Source organism: Clostridium sp. CM74B_53 (genome assembly GCF_036318045.1).
In the GTDB taxonomy this organism is placed as follows: Bacteria; Bacillota; Clostridia; order Lachnospirales; family Lachnospiraceae; genus Pilosibacter.
Genome location: NZ_JAWQDE010000019.1, coordinates 47945 through 67388, shown reverse-complemented (window position 1 = coordinate 67388; position 19444 = coordinate 47945). Strand labels below are relative to the sequence as shown.

General features: G+C 49.9%; 22 protein-coding genes and 1 pseudogene. 20 read left to right on the top strand and 3 right to left on the bottom strand.

Going from position 1 to position 19444, the window contains the following annotated elements; all coding sequences use genetic code 11:
* Positions 1 to 11: 11 nt before the first annotated feature.
* The 13 genes and pseudogenes from V2546_RS15765 to V2546_RS13770 form a co-directional block, all read left to right on the top strand.
* Positions 12 to 137, top strand: a pseudogene (locus tag V2546_RS15765) (helix-turn-helix domain-containing protein); the annotation flags it as partial.
* A 42-nt stretch (positions 138 to 179) separates the two neighbouring features.
* Positions 180 to 671: an ATP-binding protein gene (locus tag V2546_RS13825; RefSeq protein WP_486463600.1), complete on the top strand. Its 492-nt coding sequence runs from the start codon at positions 180 to 182 to the stop codon at positions 669 to 671.
* A 130-nt stretch (positions 672 to 801) separates the two neighbouring features.
* The gene (locus V2546_RS13820; protein ID WP_329752627.1) at positions 802 to 2379 is read left to right on the top strand and encodes a cobyrinic acid a,c-diamide synthase CobB; all 1578 of its coding nucleotides are present in this window, start codon (positions 802 to 804) and stop codon (positions 2377 to 2379) included.
* A 14-nt stretch (positions 2380 to 2393) separates the two neighbouring features.
* Positions 2394 to 3569 carry a nicotinate-nucleotide--dimethylbenzimidazole phosphoribosyltransferase gene (locus V2546_RS13815; RefSeq protein ID WP_329752626.1) on the top strand — a complete coding sequence of 392 codons (1176 nt, stop codon included), beginning with the start codon at positions 2394 to 2396 and terminating at the stop codon, positions 3567 to 3569.
* Entirely contained in the window at positions 3566 to 4318 is a 753-nt protein-coding gene (locus V2546_RS13810; protein ID WP_329752625.1) for an adenosylcobinamide-GDP ribazoletransferase, read from the top strand. The genes V2546_RS13815 and V2546_RS13810 overlap by 4 nt, the downstream gene beginning before the upstream one ends.
* Positions 4319 to 4951: a histidine phosphatase family protein gene (locus V2546_RS13805; protein WP_329752624.1), complete on the top strand. Its 633-nt coding sequence runs from the start codon at positions 4319 to 4321 to the stop codon at positions 4949 to 4951.
* Between the two features lie 13 nt (positions 4952 to 4964).
* Positions 4965 to 5255 (top strand): hypothetical protein, encoded by a 291-nt coding sequence (locus tag V2546_RS13800; RefSeq protein WP_329752623.1) that lies wholly within the window; start codon positions 4965 to 4967, stop codon positions 5253 to 5255.
* A gap of 92 nt (positions 5256 to 5347) precedes the next feature.
* A complete protein-coding gene (gene cbiB, locus V2546_RS13795; protein WP_329752622.1) occupies positions 5348 to 6343 on the top strand; it encodes an adenosylcobinamide-phosphate synthase CbiB in 996 nt (331 codons plus the stop codon).
* Positions 6344 to 6362: 19 nt separating this feature from the next.
* Positions 6363 to 6815 (top strand): DUF4869 domain-containing protein, encoded by a 453-nt coding sequence (locus tag V2546_RS13790; protein WP_215702522.1) that lies wholly within the window; start codon positions 6363 to 6365, stop codon positions 6813 to 6815.
* A complete protein-coding gene (locus V2546_RS13785) occupies positions 6805 to 7206 on the top strand; it encodes an ATPase (RefSeq protein WP_118532791.1) in 402 nt (133 codons plus the stop codon). The genes V2546_RS13790 and V2546_RS13785 overlap by 11 nt, the downstream gene beginning before the upstream one ends.
* Position 7207: 1 nt before the next feature.
* Positions 7208 to 7882 carry a hypothetical protein gene (locus tag V2546_RS13780; protein ID WP_329752621.1) on the top strand — a complete coding sequence of 225 codons (675 nt, stop codon included), beginning with the start codon at positions 7208 to 7210 and terminating at the stop codon, positions 7880 to 7882.
* 92 nt (positions 7883 to 7974) lie between these two features.
* A complete protein-coding gene (locus tag V2546_RS13775; RefSeq protein ID WP_118532789.1) occupies positions 7975 to 9594 on the top strand; it encodes a cobyric acid synthase in 1620 nt (539 codons plus the stop codon).
* Positions 9594 to 10277 (top strand): precorrin-8X methylmutase, encoded by a 684-nt coding sequence (locus V2546_RS13770; protein ID WP_329752631.1) that lies wholly within the window; start codon positions 9594 to 9596, stop codon positions 10275 to 10277. The genes V2546_RS13775 and V2546_RS13770 overlap by 1 nt, the downstream gene beginning before the upstream one ends.
* Before the next feature lie 7 nt (positions 10278 to 10284).
* Here the strand turns inward: V2546_RS13770 and V2546_RS13765 are convergent, their stop codons facing one another.
* From V2546_RS13765 to V2546_RS13755, 3 genes are all read right to left on the bottom strand, one after another.
* Entirely contained in the window at positions 10285 to 12027 is a 1743-nt protein-coding gene (locus V2546_RS13765; RefSeq protein WP_329752620.1) for an NFACT RNA binding domain-containing protein, read from the bottom strand.
* Positions 12028 to 12146: 119 nt separating this feature from the next.
* Positions 12147 to 12743 carry a citrate lyase holo-[acyl-carrier protein] synthase gene (gene citX / locus V2546_RS13760; RefSeq protein WP_329752619.1) on the bottom strand — a complete coding sequence of 199 codons (597 nt, stop codon included), beginning with the start codon at positions 12741 to 12743 and terminating at the stop codon, positions 12147 to 12149.
* 7 nt (positions 12744 to 12750) lie between these two features.
* Positions 12751 to 13644 (bottom strand): LysR family transcriptional regulator, encoded by an 894-nt coding sequence (locus tag V2546_RS13755; protein ID WP_118532785.1) that lies wholly within the window; start codon positions 13642 to 13644, stop codon positions 12751 to 12753.
* A gap of 285 nt (positions 13645 to 13929) precedes the next feature.
* Between V2546_RS13755 and citD the strand changes: the two genes are divergently transcribed.
* The 7 genes from citD to rpoZ all read left to right on the top strand — a co-directional run bounded on the left by citD (position 13930) and on the right by rpoZ (position 19299).
* Positions 13930 to 14229, top strand: a complete 300-nt coding sequence (gene citD, locus V2546_RS13750) for a citrate lyase acyl carrier protein (RefSeq protein ID WP_015554593.1) — start codon at positions 13930 to 13932, stop codon at positions 14227 to 14229.
* The gene (locus tag V2546_RS13745) at positions 14229 to 15128 is read left to right on the top strand and encodes an aldolase/citrate lyase/malate synthase family protein (RefSeq protein ID WP_486463599.1); all 900 of its coding nucleotides are present in this window, start codon (positions 14229 to 14231) and stop codon (positions 15126 to 15128) included. Before citD ends, V2546_RS13745 begins: the two co-directional genes overlap by 1 nt.
* A gap of 1 nt (position 15129) precedes the next feature.
* On the top strand, positions 15130 to 16701 hold the full coding sequence (gene citF / locus V2546_RS13740) for a citrate lyase subunit alpha (RefSeq protein ID WP_329752618.1): 1572 nt from the start codon (positions 15130 to 15132) through the stop codon (positions 16699 to 16701).
* A gap of 77 nt (positions 16702 to 16778) precedes the next feature.
* Positions 16779 to 17012: a hypothetical protein gene (locus tag V2546_RS13735; protein ID WP_329752617.1), complete on the top strand. Its 234-nt coding sequence runs from the start codon at positions 16779 to 16781 to the stop codon at positions 17010 to 17012.
* A gap of 230 nt (positions 17013 to 17242) precedes the next feature.
* A complete protein-coding gene (locus tag V2546_RS13730) occupies positions 17243 to 18121 on the top strand; it encodes a YicC/YloC family endoribonuclease (protein WP_118298142.1) in 879 nt (292 codons plus the stop codon).
* Positions 18122 to 18206: 85 nt separating this feature from the next.
* Complete coding sequence (gmk, locus tag V2546_RS13725; protein ID WP_118298143.1) at positions 18207 to 18833, top strand: guanylate kinase; 627 nt, start codon at positions 18207 to 18209, stop codon at positions 18831 to 18833.
* 148 nt (positions 18834 to 18981) lie between these two features.
* Positions 18982 to 19299, top strand: a complete 318-nt coding sequence (gene rpoZ / locus V2546_RS13720) for a DNA-directed RNA polymerase subunit omega (RefSeq protein WP_118298144.1) — start codon at positions 18982 to 18984, stop codon at positions 19297 to 19299.
* Positions 19300 to 19444 lie beyond the last annotated feature (145 nt).

Genomic DNA, 19444 nt, shown 5'->3' with positions numbered 1-19444 from the left:
GGCGACAGTGGGTGTTAAAAGCATATAAATACAGGATATATCCTAATAGCGAACAAAGAATTCAGATTGCAAAAACATTTGGCTGTTGCCGTTTTGTTTACAATCAGACATTGGCATATCGGAAAGATATTTATGAACTTCCGCCGGACAGTATCCGGGAGCTAATTATTAATGCTGTGATGAATTGTAGTTTCTTGCAGAATTCGCACATTCAGGTAGCAATTTATGATGACCGTTTGGAAATTACATCGCCGGGCAGTTTTATGCCAGGTGTGACTTTGGATAAGATGAAAGAGGGATACTCGAAAATACGTAATCGTGCGCTTGCACATGCGTTTTCTTATATGAATCTGATTGAGGCGTGGGGCAGCGGCATTCCGAAATTGATGGAAGCAATGCAGGAATACGGATTACGCGAGCCGGAGTTTCGCGATATGGAGATTGGATTTCGCATTAATCTCTATCGTAATATGGAAGAGACAAGAATTGGAATCGACCAAGATGTTCAGAAAGTTGACCAAGATATTCAAAAGCTTACCGACGATGCTGTGAAAATTTCCGTGTATACGGAATACAACCTGACAGACAAGAGCAAAGCGGTTCTGGCATTGATTAAAGAACAGCCTGATATTACAGAGAGAGATTGCAGCTCAATTGGGGTGGAAAATTAATCGTGTAAAATATCAGATTGATAAAATGAAAAGCCAGAATATTATTCAGCGCATTGGAACCAGTCAAAAAGGATATTGGAAAATTTTGATTGAGAATAGCTCTTTTTAGACTAGAGAGGCAAGATCTGGAATGATGAATATGTTAAAAAATGGATTATCAGAAGAGAGCATCCCAACTTCCATCCGTCTCCCCCGCATCATGATCGCCGCCGAAAAGAGCGGCGGCGGGAAGACATTTTTCACCTGTGTACTTCTTTCACTCCTAAAGGAGCGGATTGAGGCAGTGCGTGCCTTTAAGTGCGGACCCGATTATATTGATCCGATGTTTCACCGGACTGTTTTGGAGATTCCATCGCGAAATCTGGACACCTTTTTTGTGGGGGCGGATACACTGCGGTATCTGCTGGGACGGGAAGTTCTGGAGAATAAGGGGCTTCCGGCGAGCCGGATCGCGGTCCTTGAGGGTGTGATGGGATTTTACGATGGTCTCGGCGGTGTCTCGGAGCGCGCCAGCGCATGGGAAGTGGCGGATCTTACGGATACACCGGTGATCCTGATCGTTGACATGAAGGGACGGAGTCTTTCGGCACTTGCCTCGATCAAAGGCTTCATGGAGTATCAGGAGAGGAGCCATGTTGCAGGCGTGATCTTTAACCGGCTGTCTTCGATGATATATCCGGGACTTAAGAAAAAGGCAGAGCAGGAGCTGGGGATCCGCGTGTTCGGATATATTCCGGAACTCAGGGATCTGACTCTGGAATCACGCCATCTGGGGCTTGTCATGCCGGAGGAGATCCCGGGGCTCAGGGAAAAGCTGGAGCTTGTAAAGGAGAAGATCCGTGCGGGGATCGATCTGGATGGGATACTGGAAGCAGCGGAGGAAGCTCCGGAACTTCTAATTAAGATTCCGGAAATCATAAAAAAACAGGAAGGAAAAACAATATCAGGAGCAGCAGCTGTCCATACTGCGTGTCATGCGGTTTTTGATGGAAGCAGAGCAATTTTTCAGGGAAAAAGAGAATTGGAAGCGCCTGTAGCAGATAATAAAAACTCCTGCATCCCCGTGATCGCAGTTGCAAGAGACGAGGCGTTCTGTTTTTACTATGAGGACAACCTGGATCTTTTAAAAAAACTTGGAGCCAGGATCCAATATTTTTCCCCGATCCGGGATCAGGAGATCCCGCCGGAGGCATCTGCGCTGTATCTTGGTGGCGGATATCCGGAGCTTCATGTGAAGGCACTTTCAGAGAATAAAATGATGCTTTCTTCGATTCGGGAGGCGATCAGGAATGGGATGCCCTGTATCGCAGAGTGCGGCGGGTATCTCTATTTGAAGGAGTCGATCGAAGATCCGGCTGGAAAGCGCTGGGAAATGGCCGGTGTTCTTCCGGGAAACAGCCAGGATACAGGGAAACTTGGAAGATTCGGCTACATTACCGTGACAGCGAAAAAGGACGGACTTCTCGGACCGGAGGGAACTCAGTTTCGCGCCCATGAATTCCACCACTGGGATTCACCGGAAAATGGAACTGATTTTCAGGCGAAGAAACCGGTCGGGACCCGCGGCTGGGAGTGCGGATACACAACAGAAAGCTTCTATGCCGGTTTCCCACATCTGTATTTTTACAGCAATCCGGAGATCGCGGAGCATTTTGTAAAGCAGGCACAAAGCTGGAGAGAAGCCATTTGGGAAGTCCAAAAAGAATGACATAAGGAAAGATAATGAGTGACAATACGATGACAACAGAGACAATCGAAGAAAAATTTCAAAGCTATCTGAAACAGATCGTCCCAGCCGACCGCCATGCGATGGAACTCGCAAAAAAGCGATGGGATTCCGTTGCAAAGCCGATCGGCAGTCTCGGGATCCTGGAGGACGATATTATAAGGATTGCCGGGATCAGGCGGAGTGCGTCCGGGATCATGCTTGATAAGTCCGCACTTGCAGTCATGTGCGCGGATCATGGCGTCGTTTCGGAAGGCGTGACCCAGACCGGGAAGGAAGTGACCCGGATTGTGGCGGAGAATTTCACGCGGGGGGAGACTTCAACTTCCAAAATGTGCCGGATTGCCGGAACAGATCTTTATCCGGTGGACATGGGGATGGACTGTGAAGTGATCGGAGTAAAACAGCCGGATCCGCACCGGATCATGGACCGAAAGATTGCGAGAGGTTCCGGAAATATCGTGAGAGAACCTGCGATGAGCAGAGGGGACTGCCTGCAGGCGCTTGTTTCCGGGATCGAACTTGCGTTTACGTTCCGGGATATGGGATATGAGCTTCTCGCTGCAGGTGAGATGGGAATCGGAAATACGACGCCTGCTGCCGCGATGAGCGCAGTGCTCACGGGACTTTCCCCGGAGGAAGCGACCGGACGGGGAGCCGGACTTTCGGATGCCGGGCTGGAAAAGAAAAAACGGGCGGTTTCGATGGCGGTCGGCCGCTTTTATGAAACATATCCGCAGTACCGGGGCGGAACGAAGGAAGATTATGAGAATGGGGCGCTCTCGGCTGTGACAGTCCTTTCGGAACTTGGCGGTTTTGACCTTGCGGGAATGACCGGGCTCTTTTTAGGCGGGGCGGCGGCCGGACTTCCGGTCCTCATGGATGGGTTCCTCTCGACTGTATCGGCACTTCTCGCGGTCCTGATCCGCCGGGAGGCGAAAGATTATCTCTTTGCCTCGCACATTTCCAGGGAACCGGCCGGAAAAGCGGTTCTTGAAATGCTTGGACTTCCGGCGCCGCTCCATCTCGGGATGCATCTCGGCGAGGGAAGCGGGGCTGTGGCGATGATCCCGCTCTTAAAGATGGGGGCGAGTGTTTACGAAGAGATGAGCACATTTTCCGACATTTCCGTCGAGCAGTACGTGGATTATGAGAAGGAGGTCCGGACATGAGAGCGGCGATCATAGCGTTTTCGATGTATTCCAGGATCCCGATGCCGATGTTTGAGTGGAAGGAAGAGGACATGAAATACGCCATGTGCTTTTTTCCCGCGATCGGGGCAGTGATCGGAGCGGTGTTTTTTGGAATGTATCTGCTGCTTGACAGGATCCTGACGGGAAAGATCCTGGCAGCGGGGATCCTCCTCGCAGTGCCGCTTTTTATCACGGGCGGGATCCACATGGACGGATTTATGGACACCTGCGATGCAAGAGCGTCATATGGCGACCGGGAGAAGAAGCTGGGAATCTTAAAGGACACGCACACAGGAGCGTTTGCGGTGATCTTCGGAGGACTGTATCTGATCCTCTACGCGGCGGCGTGCACGGAACTTGATGAGGGAAGTGCGCTCCTCACAGCGATCGGGTTTATTCTTTCCAGGGCGCTCAGCGGCCTTTCCACCGCAACATTTCCGGAGGCGCGAAAACATGGGATGCTGGCAGATTTTATGAAGGATGCGAGAAAGAAGACCGTGGCAGTCTGCATGCTCGTGATCTTTTTCCTGACGGCATTTCTGGAACTGCTCTTTGGCGGTATCTGCGGCGGTGTTGTTGTAATTACAACGGTTTTGATCTTCCTTTGGTATCGCCACATGGCAGTACAGGAATTCGGTGGTGTGACCGGAGATCTTGCCGGTTTCTTCCTGCAGATCTGTGAGCTTGGGATTCTGCTCGCGGCGGTGATCGGAAAGGCGGTGTTTTAAGTGAAACTTTTACTGATCCGGCATGGGGCAACGCCGGGGAACCTGGAGAAACGATATGTGGGCAGGACGGATGAGAGTCTGACGCAGGAATCCCTCGAAACGCTTGGCAAAGAGGCAAAAAAAATCCGGAAACTTGCCGGAAAACCTGCGGCGATCATCACAAGCCCGATGAAACGCTGCCTTGAGACTGCGGAAACACTATTTCCGGAACATGATTATCCGCAGGTCCCGAGGGTTCGGGTCGAAGATCTTTCCGAGTGTGATTTTGGAAAGTTTGAATATAAAAACTATCTGGAACTCTCAGGGGACATGGAATATCAGCATTTTATTGACACGATGGGAGCTGAGGGATTCCCGGGCGGGGAGAGCACGGAAACGTTTAAAGCGCGGACTGTGAAGGCGTTCCGGGAGATCCTTGCGAGATTCTTCCGGGAGACAGAGGATCCGGACAAAACACTCGTCTTCGTCGTCCACGGGGGAACGATCATGGCCGTCATGGAGGCGCTTGCAAAAGAACGGAAGAGATACTATGACTGGCAGGTCGGGAACGGCGAGGGGATCTTTGGGGAGATCGAAACGCTGGATGGACGGATCGGTCAGGTGCGGTTTCTTCGGAACAATCCAATATCATAGGGGGTGTAAAATCATGATTCTTTTATTATCGGTATGCAGCATCGGATTTCTGATCTACGGTGCACTTGTTGTCAGTGGGATCTATACGCCGATCAGCTCGAAAATTCTGGTTGAGGACGAGGAACGGGCGAAATGGTGCCATACGGAGGGCGTCACAAAGATGCTCTGGGGGCTGGATCTTGCGTTTTTGGTAATGTATCTTTGCCATGTTTTTCCGGCATTTTTATGGCTTGGACTGTTTCTTGTGCTGACGATCGTGATCATCATCATGGCTTATAAGAATAATGGAAAGTATTTAAAATGACGCAGAAAAATCAGACCAGTTCACTATATGAGGAATGCCGGTTTTGCGGTATGATAGACAACGAACGGAACAAACATTAAAGGAAGATTTTTATGACAGACAGACTCGAATTACTTGCAGTGGTAGCACTCGGATTTCTGCTCGATCAGGTCCTCGGGGATCCGCACTGGTTATATCATCCGGTGCGGCTCATCGGGGCTTATATTTCATTTCTGGAGAAAGGGATCCGGAAGCTTTTTGGAGAGGGAGAGAGGGCGCTCTTAGCTGGCGGTGTGGTACTTGTTATTCTCGTGACCGGGACAACGGCGGTCGTATCCGGCGGGATCTTATACACCTGCGGCAGGATCTCCCCGTGGCTCCGGTTTCTGGCATCTGTGATCCTGTGTTATCAGCTTTTTGCGGTAAAATCCCTGAAGGATGAGAGCATGAAGGTGTACCGGGAATTGAAAAAGGACGACCTTGAAGCGGCGCGGTATGCGGTGTCGATGATCGTTGGGCGGGATACTAAAGTGCTCGATATGACTGGTGTCACGAAGGCGGCGGTGGAGACAGTCGCGGAAAATACGTCAGACGGTGTTGCGGCACCGCTCTTTTACATGGCGATCGGCGGACCGGTCCTCGGCTGGGTATATAAGGCAGTCAATACGATGGACTCAATGGTCGGGTATAAGAATGACAAATATCTGTACCTTGGACGGGCGGCTGCGAAACTGGACGATGTCTTGAATTTTATTCCATCGAGACTCTGCGCCTGGATCATGATCTTTGCGGCGTATCTGCCGTCCAAAGGGCACGAATTTGACGGAAAAAATGCGAAAAAGATCTTCCTGAGGGACCGTTTCAACCATGCGAGCCCGAATTCCGCGCAGACAGAGTCGGTCTGTGCCGGAGCGCTACGGGTGCGCCTTGCCGGGGACGCGTGGTACTTTGGAAAACTCGTAAAGAAGAAATATATCGGAGATGATCTGCGGCCGGTGGAACCGGAGGATATCCGCCGGGCAAACAGACTTCTTTACCGGACGTCGTGGATCCTGATGGGGATCTGTGCGGTGTGGGAAGCAGCTATGGAGATTTTATCGAAATTGTAAGTAAGGAGCTAGGATTGACATGATCGATATTTATACAGAAAAAAAAGAATCTTCCAATTGGATCCTGAAAAATGATCTCTATTTTAATTTAAACACAAGCAATGAAGAAATGACAGAACAGGATAAAAATCTGATTTTTCAAGCGGATGATGCAATCCTGACACTTGATAAGCACATAGAAACAAAGTATGGACTGGGAACAATCCGAAACTTATCTTCTGGGTGTAAAACCTTGCTGAATATTGTAAAACATCCAGAAAAAGTGGTATGTGTTGAAGAGTGTGGTCCCAATGTTTTGAAGATGATATTTCAGCTGGATCACATAAAGATTTATATGTCACGTCCAAGTTTTGTTGAAATTCCGGACAATGCAGAAATTCGTTTTAATGAGAAAGATGTGGTGACAGGAAATGCTGGATATCAGACCTGGTGGACCAGAGAGTATGAAAGGAGAGAGAAAAATGATCTATAAAAATATTACTTTTCAGGCAGCTCCTTTTTCCTATGATCTGTCTTTTGACGATCGCATTACTCTTGTCGGAGGCGACAGCGGAACCGGAAAAACAGTCCTTTATGAAATGCTTGAGGACTTGAGACAAACTGACGCATATCATGCTATAAAATTATTTAATTATCGGTCGGAAAATATCCAGGAAGATCTTGAAACGTGCAGAAATAATTTTATTGTGATCGATAATGCTGATATTCTGATCAATGACGAGATCCGAAGATTTATTAACTTTGAGTTTTCAAATCAATATATGCTTTTTTTAAGGAACTGTGATGGCCTGAATGTTTCGGATAAGAGCTTTAAGGTATTGGAACTGGCAGATAATAAGATAACTCTAGAAGAGGAAGTTTGATATGAAGTATTTATGGACAGAGGACACTGGTGCAGGTCTTCATTTCTGGCAATTAGTAAATCAGCTTTTCTTCGAGGGTAAACTTATTGTCGAAAGTAAAGAGAGCAATCAAGGAATTCTGGATGCAATCTATCAGCTGCAGCCGGATACAGGAGATATCTATTATATTGTATTTGATTATGTAGTAGATAATCAGGATATCCGGAATAAATATCGTATTCTGAGATCATTCGCTGATCGGTCAGCTGGTCATGTCATAATCCTGGATATGATTTGTTTTGAATATCTGATATTGGCATTCGATCAATTAATTTCCTGGACAGGTACAGGGAAGAAGGATAAGATTGCGATGCGGAAAGAGATTCTTGCAGCAGTGGAAAATCATAGGATCAACCTGGCAGAAATTAAAGACGAAAAAACATTACAGTATTTAGCTGGATTTAAAAGGTTTTCAACAGAGCGTGTTATGAAATCACTGGCAGGTGAGCTGACTGAAAATGAAAAGTGGTCAATTTGGGGAGCTTTGTTGGGAGAGTGCTGGTATAGGGATTGTTGTGTATCAGACCATAAAGATCATCTGCGGTGTGGGGAACCAGAAGTTAAAACTGGTGATAAAAAAGTGATGACATTAATCATGTCAGATGCAGTGCAGCACATTTTGAAAAATATATCGTAGAGAGCTAAAATAATATTCCCGAGTGGATGCAAATTCACGCAGGAAGACAACATGACTGAAAAAGTGAAACACCACACAGTGGAGGAATCAAAATGGCAAAAGTGATCATGATCCAGGGGACCATGTCGAATGCGGGGAAGAGTTTTCTTGCGGCGGGGCTCTGCCGGATCTTTAAGCAGGACGGGCTCAGGACTGCACCGTTTAAGTCCCAGAATATGGCCCTGAATTCTTATATTACGCGGGACGGGCTTGAGATGGGACGGGCCCAGGTCATGCAGGCGGAGGCAGCCGGAATCGAGCCGGAGGCGGCGATGAACCCGATCCTTTTAAAGCCGACCTCGAACATGGGATCCCAGCTCATCGTGAACGGCGAGGTCCGCGGCAATTATCCGGCGGCGGAGTATTTTAAGATGAAAAAGAGTCTGATCCCGGACATCATGGATGCCTACAATTCCCTGGCATCCCGCTTCGATGTGATCGTTGTGGAAGGCGCGGGAAGTCCGGCCGAGATCAACTTGAGGGAAAACGATATCGTGAACATGGGACTCGCCGAGATGCTGGATGCGCCGGTACTTCTCGCCGGGGACATCGACCGGGGCGGCGTTTTCGCCCAGCTCTACGGGACAGCGGCCCTGCTCACAGAAGCGGAGCGGAAGCGGATCCGCGCCTTCGTGATCAATAAGTTCCGCGGGGATAAAGAGATCTTAAAACCGGGTCTTTCCATGCTCTATGAGCGGATCCGGATCCCGTTTGCGGGTGTGATCCCGTACATGGATGTGGACGTGGACGATGAGGACAGCCTCTCGGAGCGCCTGACAGAAAAACATGGAACCGGACCTCTTCTTGACCGCTCCAGCCATGCGGCTTTTGCGAAGATCTCCGTGATCCGGCTTCCGAGGATCTCGAATTTCACGGACTTTAATGCACTGGAGCGACTGCCGGGGATCGCGCTTTCTTATGTGAGCCGTCCGGAGGAACTGACCGGATCGGATCTCATCATCCTCCCTGGGACAAAGAACACCATGGGAGATCTCAAGTGGCTCCGCCAGAACGGGCTGGAAGCTGTAATCACGCGGATGGCGGGAAAAGGGATCCCGGTCATCGGCGTCTGCGGCGGGTTCCAGATGCTGGGAACGAGTCTTTCCGATCCGCATGGTGTGGAAGAAGGCGGAACGATGCGCGGCATGGAGCTCCTGCCGATCCGCACGATCTTTGCGGAGAAGAAGACGAGGACGAGAGTAAATGGAACGGCAGCCGGGTTTTCAAACGATGGAGTACCGGTAAAGATCAACGGATATGAGATTCATATGGGAGAGACGATCCGGGACGGCGGACAGCCGTTTTCGTGGATCCAGTACGAAAATGGGGAAAATATCGCAGCGATGGCGACGGATTCCGATGCGCGTTCAGGATATAAAACGGATTCGAATCCGAATGGAGCTCCGGCCGGTGGGAAAGAAGACGGCTGTATCAGCGGAAACGTATTCGGAACCTATGTCCACGGAGTATTCGACACAGAAGAGATGCAGCATGCGATCCGCTATTTCCTCGCAGAGAGAAAAGGTGTTCGTCCGGAGACATATGAAAACGGGGAAACATTCTCGATGGCAAAGTATAAAGAAGAGCAGTATGACAAGATGGCTAAGATTATCCGGGAAAATCTGGATATGGATATGATCTACCGGATCCTGGAACGAAAGGATGTGAGATGATGAGTGGACTTGACTGGACCGAAGAATTAAAAAAGCGGACGGGGATCGATTTCCTGACAACCCGCCCGATGGAGATCGAAAAAAAGAGTTTTGAGATCATAAAAGGAGAGCTGGGCGAGGAATTTGTTTCCCGGTATCCGGCTGATGCACTTCCGGTTCTCTGCCGTGTGATCCATACCACCGCCGATTTCTCCTACCGCGACACCCTCACGATCACAGAAGGCGCGATCGGACTGGCAAAAGAGGCGATCCATCAGGGGCTTCCGATCATCACCGATACGACGATGGCGGCATCCGGGATCAACAAGACGGCGGCCAGAAAATTCGGGATCGATGTGCACTGCTTTATCGGGGATGAGGATGTGAAGGAAGCTGCAAAGGCGAGCGGGATGACGAGATCCGCGGTCAGCGCCGAAAAGGCGGCACGACTTTATTCGGAGTGTATCTATGCAGTCGGAAACGCGCCGACGGCGTTAATGCGCCTCTATGAGCTGATCGAAGAAAAAAAGATCCGGCCGGCGCTCATCATCGGAGTACCGGTCGGATTCGTGAACGTAGTCGAGGCAAAGGAACTGATCCTTCGGACGGATGTCCCGGCGATCGTCGCCAGAGGACGAAAAGGCGGGAGCAATATCGCCGCGGCGATCTGCAACGCACTGTTATATGAGGCGGGAGGACGATAGCGGTTCGCTACTTTACTTCCTGCACCGGGATTCCCGGAACTGCCATCAGAGAGTAGTTGGTGTGATAGACAACGAAACCTGGTGCGGCTCCGGGAACTTTTTTTAAGTTCTTCCGCTGGATATAGTCGACTTCGACCTTCTCATTCCCGCGGCCTTTGGAGTAGTAGGCAGCCAGCGCACCGGCTTCCTCAAACACGCGGTCCGGGAGCTCTTTTCCCTCAGTCTTTACGATGACATGGGAGCCCGGGATTCCTTTTGCGTGGAACCACCAGTCACCGCCGTTGGCAAACTTGAAGTCGAGTTCTTCATTCTGGTAGTTGTTTTTTCCGACATAGATGTGGAATCCGTCGCTGGAAAGGTAGTGGAACGGGCGGCTTGTGATCTTCACCTTTTTGCCGCCTGTGTAGTGGCGCTTGATATAGCCATACTCCGTGAGCTCTTCCTTGATCTGGACAAGGTCCTCCTCGAGTCTTGCGATGTCCATCGATGTGCTGATGGATTCCAGGTGGGCGATCTCCGCCTTTGTCTGCGCGAGCTGTTCCGTGACGGCCTCGTAGGTCCGTTTTTGTTTATTGTACTTATCGAAATACCGCTTTGCGTTCTCCTGGGCTGTCATCGTCGGATCCAGCGGGATCGTGATCTCTGTATTGTCGTAATAATTCAGACACTTAAAACTCTTTTCTCCGCCGGAGAGACCGTACCCGTAGGTATTTAAAAGTTCTCCGTAGATCCTGTTTTTTTCCCGCTTTTCCGTATCCTTTAACTGCTTAGTCTGCAGATCCAGCTTCCGGACGCTGCGCTCCAATGCGTTGGAGATGATCTTTCTGAGGTCCGTGGATTTCTGGTGGATCCTGGATACCATGTTCTTTTCCGCATAGTAGCGCTCTAAAAGTTCACTGATGGAGGAAAAGTTCACGGTCTTATAATTGCCGCCTTCCATCATCGTGAGCGGTACCGATGCGAATTCGACCGGTTTCTCGCCTTCATAGATGATATTCGGCGTAAAATTGCCTTCGCGGACATCGTCCATGATCCAGGTGAACGCGTGGAAGAGATGTGTGAGTTCCGCATCGGAAAATTCCTTCGCGGAGACATCCCCGTCGAGTGATGCAAGGTGGCAGATCTCGGCGGCAACGACCGGGCTTAAACCGGTGAGATCCATGTAGAGGGCCTTTGAGAGGTTCTGCGGGGTGTTGTGCAGGAGTTCCTTAAATTCTGTCTCCGTGATCGTCAGCGGATCTTTCTTCTCCCCGGAGTGCGGGATAAAGTAATCGCGTCCCGGGAGTACCTCTCGGACAGAGCTTACCTGTGCGGAGATATGTTTGATGCTGTCGAGGATCACGTTGTTCTCATCGCAGAAGATGATGTTGCTGTGTTTTCCCATGAGCTCGATCACGATGAATTTTCTCCGGAGATCGCCCATCTCATCGAGATGCTCGACCTCGATCCGGACGATCCGCTCCAGTCCCGGCTGGGTCACGGAGATGATCCTGCCGTTTGCGATATGCTTTCTTAAAAGCATGCAGAAGTTCGGAGCCGTCATCGGGCTCGGTTTGTTGTTTGATGTAAAATAGAGGAGTGGGAGACTGGCGTTTGCCGATATGAGCAGACGCACGTTCTCCCGGTTTCCTTTAATGGTAAAGAGTAATTCGTCCTTTTCCGGCTGGGCGATCTTTGAAATCCTGCCGGAGGCGATCTTTTCGTTCAGGTCGCGGACAAGGTTCGCGATCACGATTCCGTCAAATGCCATGGTGTATGAGTTCCTTTCGTTTTATCGATCATAAATTCTAAGATTGTCTGATAGGTGTACGCTCGGGAGACTCTCTAAGAGTATCTCCCGAGTGTGGGAATGGGCGGATCGGATCTGCTTCATGAAAAGTGTTCATGAAAGATCGCGTTGATCCGTTCCGTCAGCTCTGCGACCGAGTGGGCCCGGCTTCTGGAACATTCCCGCGCAGGGCGGCCGCAGAGGAGGCAGGTCCGGCCCGGCTGCCCGATGTCACTTCTTGAGATCTTTTTTCCATCCCGCCCGATGATATCGATGTCGTAGAGTCTTCCGAGATCGGACGCGTCCTCTAACGGCACGAGAAGGCGTTTTACAGCGAGCGCATCCGCATCCACGCAGAGAAATGCCTCCGGACCGGTCTTATCGAGGATTAGGCTGCGCTTTAAGACCGGGATCTTTGCGGTATCCAACGCGGAAACGATCTCCGAAAGTGCAAAGGCAAATGCCTCCGGAACAAGCGGCAGGACCTTGACCTGCCCCGGAATATTTAAGGTGAAGGAGACGAGAACGCCGGGAAATTCGGAGAGAAGCTGTTCCTGCATCCAGACGCGCCGTTCCCTGGCGTTTAACATATCCGGAAGCTCGGCATCGGCACCGATGAATTTTTCTAATGTTTCTTTTTCTGCGTCATTTAATAATAACTGTTCTATTTCTGGATCATTCCATAAAAATTTTTCCATAAAAACCTCAGATCTCATGCAGGATCTCAAGAAATCCTTTCATATATTTTGTGAGATACATGTCCTTCCGGTAGCAGGCGTAAAAATGTCTTGGATTCTCCACACCGAGGATCGGATAGGAGAAGTAGGCGGAATCCGGCGAGTTATCAGTCTCGACATAGGAATCCGGACAGGCCATCACGACAGGACTCGCCGCAACGACATGTTTTCCGACCTCGATGCTGATCGTGACAAGGTCGATCTTCGGCTTCATGTCCCTCGTGATAAAGAGGGAGTCCTGGATCGTCCGGACGGAGTGACCGGACTGGCTGGAGATGAAGGTCTCATCGCGCGCCTCCAGGATATCGATCGGTGTCCCAGGCGCGATCCGTTTCGCAAGTTCGCATTCGCGGTTCACGATGAGGACAAGCTTTTCCTCCTGGATCAGGTCGTAGACCAGTTCCTCGTGGCGCGGGAATGTCGTGAGAAGTGCGATCCCGACTTCCCCCTCCAGGACGCTTTTTTCCATGGTCGCAGATCCCTGCTCATGGAGTTCCAGCCCCACATGGGGGAATCGTTTCTTAAAACGCGGGTATAATTCCGGTAACAGCTCCATGCCGCGCTGGACCGAGATCCCGAGGCGGATGGTCCCGAATTCTTCCTTGCTCAGCTCCTCGACCTGTTTTCTCAAGTTTGTGGAGATCGTTGTCACCTGCCTCGCCGCCTCCACGTAGAGCTGTCCGGCCGGCGTCAGGGTAATCGGATCGGTGGAGCGGTCAAAGATCGGGGCGCCGAGATTGCTCTCGGCGGTCTTTATGATCTGGCTCAGAGAGGGCTGGGAAACGTAGAGCTTTTTTGCCGCGTTTGTAAAGCTGCCTTCCTTCAGGACGGTCAGAACATACTGCATGTGTTTTTCATTCATAGAGGCGTCCTCCCCTGACTTTTTATCTCAGTTAGATAAAACTCCTGTTTTTCCTTTCTATTCTATCACATCCGGTCGGAAAAGACAACGCGGGGAAACCGGAGCGTTCCTGCCGCCGGACCGAGCCGATGCCCCATAAGAATTTCCCTATATTCGCTATAGAGGGATATGTATTGGATTAAAAAAAATACAAGTGATATAGTAATGCCATAGAAAGTTATAGAACTCAGGCGGGAAAACAAACGAAATTTGTGCATCCTGCATAATGAGAAACGGAGGGAATATATGGAAATCAAGAAGACAGCCATGGCCGGCACACTGGAATCCAGTGACGCCCAGGTCACTGTTGAACCGGGCGATGGAACGATCGAGCTCACCATCGAGAGCAGCGTGATCCATCAGTACGGCAGACAGATCAGAAAAGTCACATTAGAGACGCTGGACCGTCTCGGTGTTGACAACGCGAAGGTCACGATCTTCGATAAGGGAGCTCTCGACTGTACCTTAAAGGCGAGAGTTGAGTGTGCGGTCTACCGTTCCAACGGCATCACCGAAAATCTTCCGTGGGGAGGTGTCATCAAATAATGCATCCGAATAAAAAACGCTTAAGAAGATCCATGATGTTTTTAAACTGCCAGAAACCGGGCCTCATCAAGGATCCGTATATCTATAAACCGGACTCCATCATGTTAGACCTTGAGGACGCAGTTGCCGAGAACCAAAAGGACGCAGCGAGATATTCCTTATATCATGCACTTCAGGAGATCGATTACCGCGGTGTTGAGAGAGTCGTAAGAATCAATGGTCTTGATACCCCGCACTGGAAAGAGGATATCCGTGTCTGTGTTGCCGGAGGTGCTGATACGATCCGTATCGCAAAGACCGAGACAGCACAGGATGTTAAGACTGTTGAGGAACATGTCCTTGCGGCAGAGAAAGAGTTTGGACGCCCGGAGGGAAGCACGCTCTTAATGGCAGCCTTAGAGTCCTGCAAAGGTGTTTTAAATGCCTTGGAGGTATGTCAGTCTTCTGACAGACTTATCGGAATCGCTTTATCTGGCGGAGATTACACAAAGGACCTCCAGACAACGATCACAGGAACCGGAGTGGAGCTCATGGGAGCGAGACAGCACATGATCATGGCGGCGAGAGCGGCAGGTGTCCAGTGCTGGGACACAGTGTTCACAAACCTTGACGACATGGAAGGCTTCGAGAATGAGACAAGAATGATCAAGATGATGGGCTTCGACGGAAAGTCTCTCGTAAACCCGAGACAGATCGCCATCGTCCATAAGGTCTTCACACCGTCGGAAAAAGAGATCATCTTCGCGGAAAAGGTTGTCCGCGAGATCGATGACAAGAAGGCAAAGGGAATCGGAGTCTTCACTGTTGACGGAAAGATGATCGACATCGCATTCTACGACGGAGCACAGAGAACACTCGCCATGGCGAAAGCAGCAGGCGTTTATAAGGGGGATTTATAAGATGATCAATGCAGTTGGAAGAGAAATTCCCGAAGAGATCTTAAAAGCAACAGGCAAGGAGCCGTTCAAGGGCGTCTATGCCTATGATAATTACGAATATACAAAGGCGGCTCCGACCGTCCGTACATTAAACGATCCGACAAGAAGCAAGCTTGTCGAGAACATCCATGATGCCCTTGTAAAATGCGGCATTAAGGACGGCATGGTCCTTTCCTTCCATCATCATTTCCGTGAGGGTGACTATGTGGTAAACATGGTCATGGAAGAGGTCCATAAGATGGGCATCAAGGACATCACGATCTGTGCAAGCTCCTTAGGAAAAGCTCACGATCCGATCGTTCCGTACATCGAGGATGGCACCATCACCGGCATCCAGTCCTCCGGTGTCCGCGGAAAGATCGGTGAGGCGATCTCCACAGGACGGTTAAAAAACCTTGCGATCATGCGCTCTCACGGCGGACGTGTCCGCGCTATCGAGTCTGGCGAAGTCCATATCGATATCGCCTTCATTGGTGCTCCGACATGTGATGAATATGGAAACATGCGCGCAAACGGTGGAAAGAGCGACTGCGGTGTATTATCTTACGCGATGGTCGATGCCCAGTATGCGGATAAGGTTGTTGCCGTGACAGACTGCCTCGTTCCGTTCCCGAACATTCCGGCAAGCATCTCCATGGTAGATGTGGATTACGTTTGTGTCGTAGATGAGATTGGAAATCCGGCAAAGATCGCGACAGGTGCTGCAAAACCGACAACAGATGTCAGAAAGATCATGATGGCGGATTACTGCACAAAGTTTGTTGTCAACACCCCATATTTTAAGGAAGGTTTCTCCTACCAGACAGGTGTCGGCGGAGCTTCCATCGCCTCCACGATCTCCCTTGGAAAGATCATGGAAGAGAGAGGCATCCATATGGGACTTGGCCTCGGCGGAATCACAACTCCGATGTGTGAGCTGTTGGCGAAAGGCCTCGTAAACAAGCTCGTTGATACCCAGGATTTCGATCAGGGTGCCATCGAGTCCATCAAGACAAATCCGAACCACTTCGAGATCTCTGCGTCCGAGTACGCGAACCCGTTCAACAAGGGCGCTTATGTCAATAAGCTGGATTTCGTGATCCTTGCATCTCTTGAGGTTGACGTAAACTTTAACTGTAACGTCGTTGTCGGTTCCGACGGCATGATCACAGGTGCCCAGGGTGGACATCCGGATACGGCAGCAGGAGCGAAGTGTACGATCGTCATTGCTCCGCTGCTTCAGGGAAGAATCCCGGCAATCTGTACAAATGTTACAACGGTAACGACCCCTGGTGAGTCCGTTGACGTTGTCATCACAGACTACGGAATCGCCATTAACCCGAGAAGACAGGACCTCATCGAGTGCATGAAAGGCGTTGACCTTCCGTTCTGCACGATCGAAGAGCTCCGCGATAAGGCGTACGCCATGGTCGGAACACCGGATCCGGTACAGTTTGATGACCGCATTGTCGGTGTCATCGAGGCACGTGACGGCACCATCATTGATGTAGTCAGAAAGATCAAGGATTATGAGTTTACCTCAGATGTGCAGTAATTCTGCGAGAAACCGGTCATCTTGACGGTGGCGGAGCATCCACATTCCTGATCGTTGTTCCGTCCATGCTTCCGGTCATGATCGCAATCGGTGCTTCCTTCGGAGTTGAGGCATTCCCGATCGCCGTTGCAATGGTTGTTTGCCGTAACTGCGCAACCTTCATCAGCCCGATGGTACCGGCAACTCTGCTTGGTATCGGACTTGCCGAAGTGGACATCAAGGATCACATCAAGTCCAGCTTCGGTTATGTATGGATCTTCTCGATCCTTTGCATGCTGTTTGCAGTACTGATCGGAATCCTTCCGTTATAAACGACAATTTTCTTGAATTCAGATAGAATTGAGCGGCCGCTCTTCTTACCCCACAGACGGCTGCAAACTACCCTCTTTTCAAACACCCCGGAGCTTCGATCGGATCTCTGGAGTGTTTTCATGTTCATAAGGTTCCCGTTCATAAATCTTTTGATTTACAGAATCTGGTTGACTGTATTTTTTATTTGCCGTATAATAAAAGTTATCTATGGGAAAGCGAGGCATGTCTGATGATTAAGAGCATGACCGGATTCGGCCGCCACGAGTTAGTGACGGACGAGTGTAAGATTTCAGTAGAGATAAAGGCGGTAAACCACCGGTATCTTGATCTGGGAATTAAGATGCCGAAGAAATTCAATTACTTCGAAGCATCCATGCGTACCCTCTTAAAGGATTATATCCAGAGAGGAAAAGTAGATATATTTGTGACATACGAGGATTATACCGACGCAAAGGTATTCCTCAAATATAACAAGTCTCTTGCACAGGAATATATGGACAGCTTTAAAAAGATGGCTGATGACTTTGATATCGACAATGATGTGAAAGTGTCCATGCTGGCAAGATGCCCGGAAGTCCTCACGATGGAGGAAGTTCCGGAAGATGAAGACCATATGTGGGAGCTCCTGAAAGATGCGCTCTCAAGAGCCTGTGAGGGATTCGTGGAGTCCAGGATCCGCGAGGGCGAGAATTTAAAGAACGATCTCGTAGGAAAGCTCGAATATATGCTGACACTTGTCGACTTTATCGAGGAGCGCTCCCCGAAGGTGATCGCGGAGTACCGCCAGAAGCTGGAAGACAAGGTAAAAGAACTTCTCGCGACTGCATCCGTGGACGAGTCCCGGATCGCAACGGAAGTTACGATCTTTGCAGATAAGATCTGTGTGGATGAGGAGACCGTCCGCTTAAGAAGCCACATTGAGGGAATGAAGAAGGAACTTTTAGCCGGCGGAAGTGTCGGAAGAAAGCTCGACTTTATCGCCCAGGAGATGAACCGTGAGGCAAACACGATCCTCTCAAAATCAACGGATCTCGAGATCTCCGACCGCGCGATCCTCTTAAAGACAGAGGTCGAGAAGGTAAGAGAGCAGATCCAGAACATCGAATAAAGATTGTGTTAGTACGGAATGCGGAGCAATCCGCGGTCCGCGAAACCAGCAGAATACATGATTGAGTAATCAGGAGGCATTTGTAATGCAGACAAAAGGAGTCCTCGTTGTAGTTTCCGGATTTTCCGGAGCAGGAAAAGGAACCGTGATGAAGGCGCTCTTGAATAAATATGATAATTACGCGCTTTCTGTATCGGCGACCACGAGAAATCCGAGACCGGGGGAGGAAAATGGAAGAGAGTACTTTTTCCTGACCGAATCCCAGTTCGAGGATATGATCAAAAATGACGAGCTGATCGAACATGCACGTTATGTAGATCATTATTATGGAACACCGAAAAAATATGTGGAAGAAAAGATGGCTGCAGGAAAAGACGTGATCCTTGAGATCGAGATCCAGGGAGCACTCAATATCAAGAAGAAATTCCCAGACGCGCTTCTCGTATTTATCGTACCGCCGACTGCGGAGGACCTGAAAAAACGTCTTACCGGCCGCGGAACTGAGAGCGCGGAAGTGATCGAAAAACGTCTCCGCCGTGCCGCGGAGGAGTCCGACGGAATGGATTCCTATGACTATATCGTAGTCAATGACGATATTGATACCTGCGTGGAAGATCTCCACAGCCTGATCCGCTCCAGCCACTTTAAAGAGTCCGCGAATACGGATCTTGTGGCGAGAATGAAGCAGGAGCTGCACGATATGACAAAATAAAGAATGTATCCGTAAAAATGCTACATGCAAAACCGGATACTTCAGATATTTAAAATTTATAACAAAAAACAGCAAAACTTCTCGCATCTTTACAGATGGAGAGGAAAGCTGCAACCAGGAAACTCATGATCTGAAAGGGGTATATTTTATGTTACATCCGTCTTATACAGACTTAATCGAAGCCGTAAACAGCGACGTTGAGCCGGGCGAGCAGCCGGTCGTTCAGAGCCGTTATTCCATCGTCATCGCAGCATCCAAGCGTGCGAGACAGCTGATCGCTGGTGACAAACCGCTCGTAGCAGGTGCTGCCGGAAAGAAACCGCTGTCCACCGCTGTCCAGGAGCTTTATGAGCAGAAAGTAAAGATCCTCACAGAGGACGAGGAGCCGGAGATCGAGACTGATTTCGAGGTGAAGGAGAGAACTCCGGAAGAGATCAAAAAAGAAGAAGAGTACGCGGAAGAATAAAAGCGATCCGCCCGGCCGTGTGATGCCAAGCCACGGACGGACGAACCGGAGAAATATGTTAGAAAGGGGAGGAAAACGGCTGAATCTGGCTTTAGTTTCCTCTTTTTTTCGCTGGCGGTTCCAAAAATGCCGGATACAGCTGCGG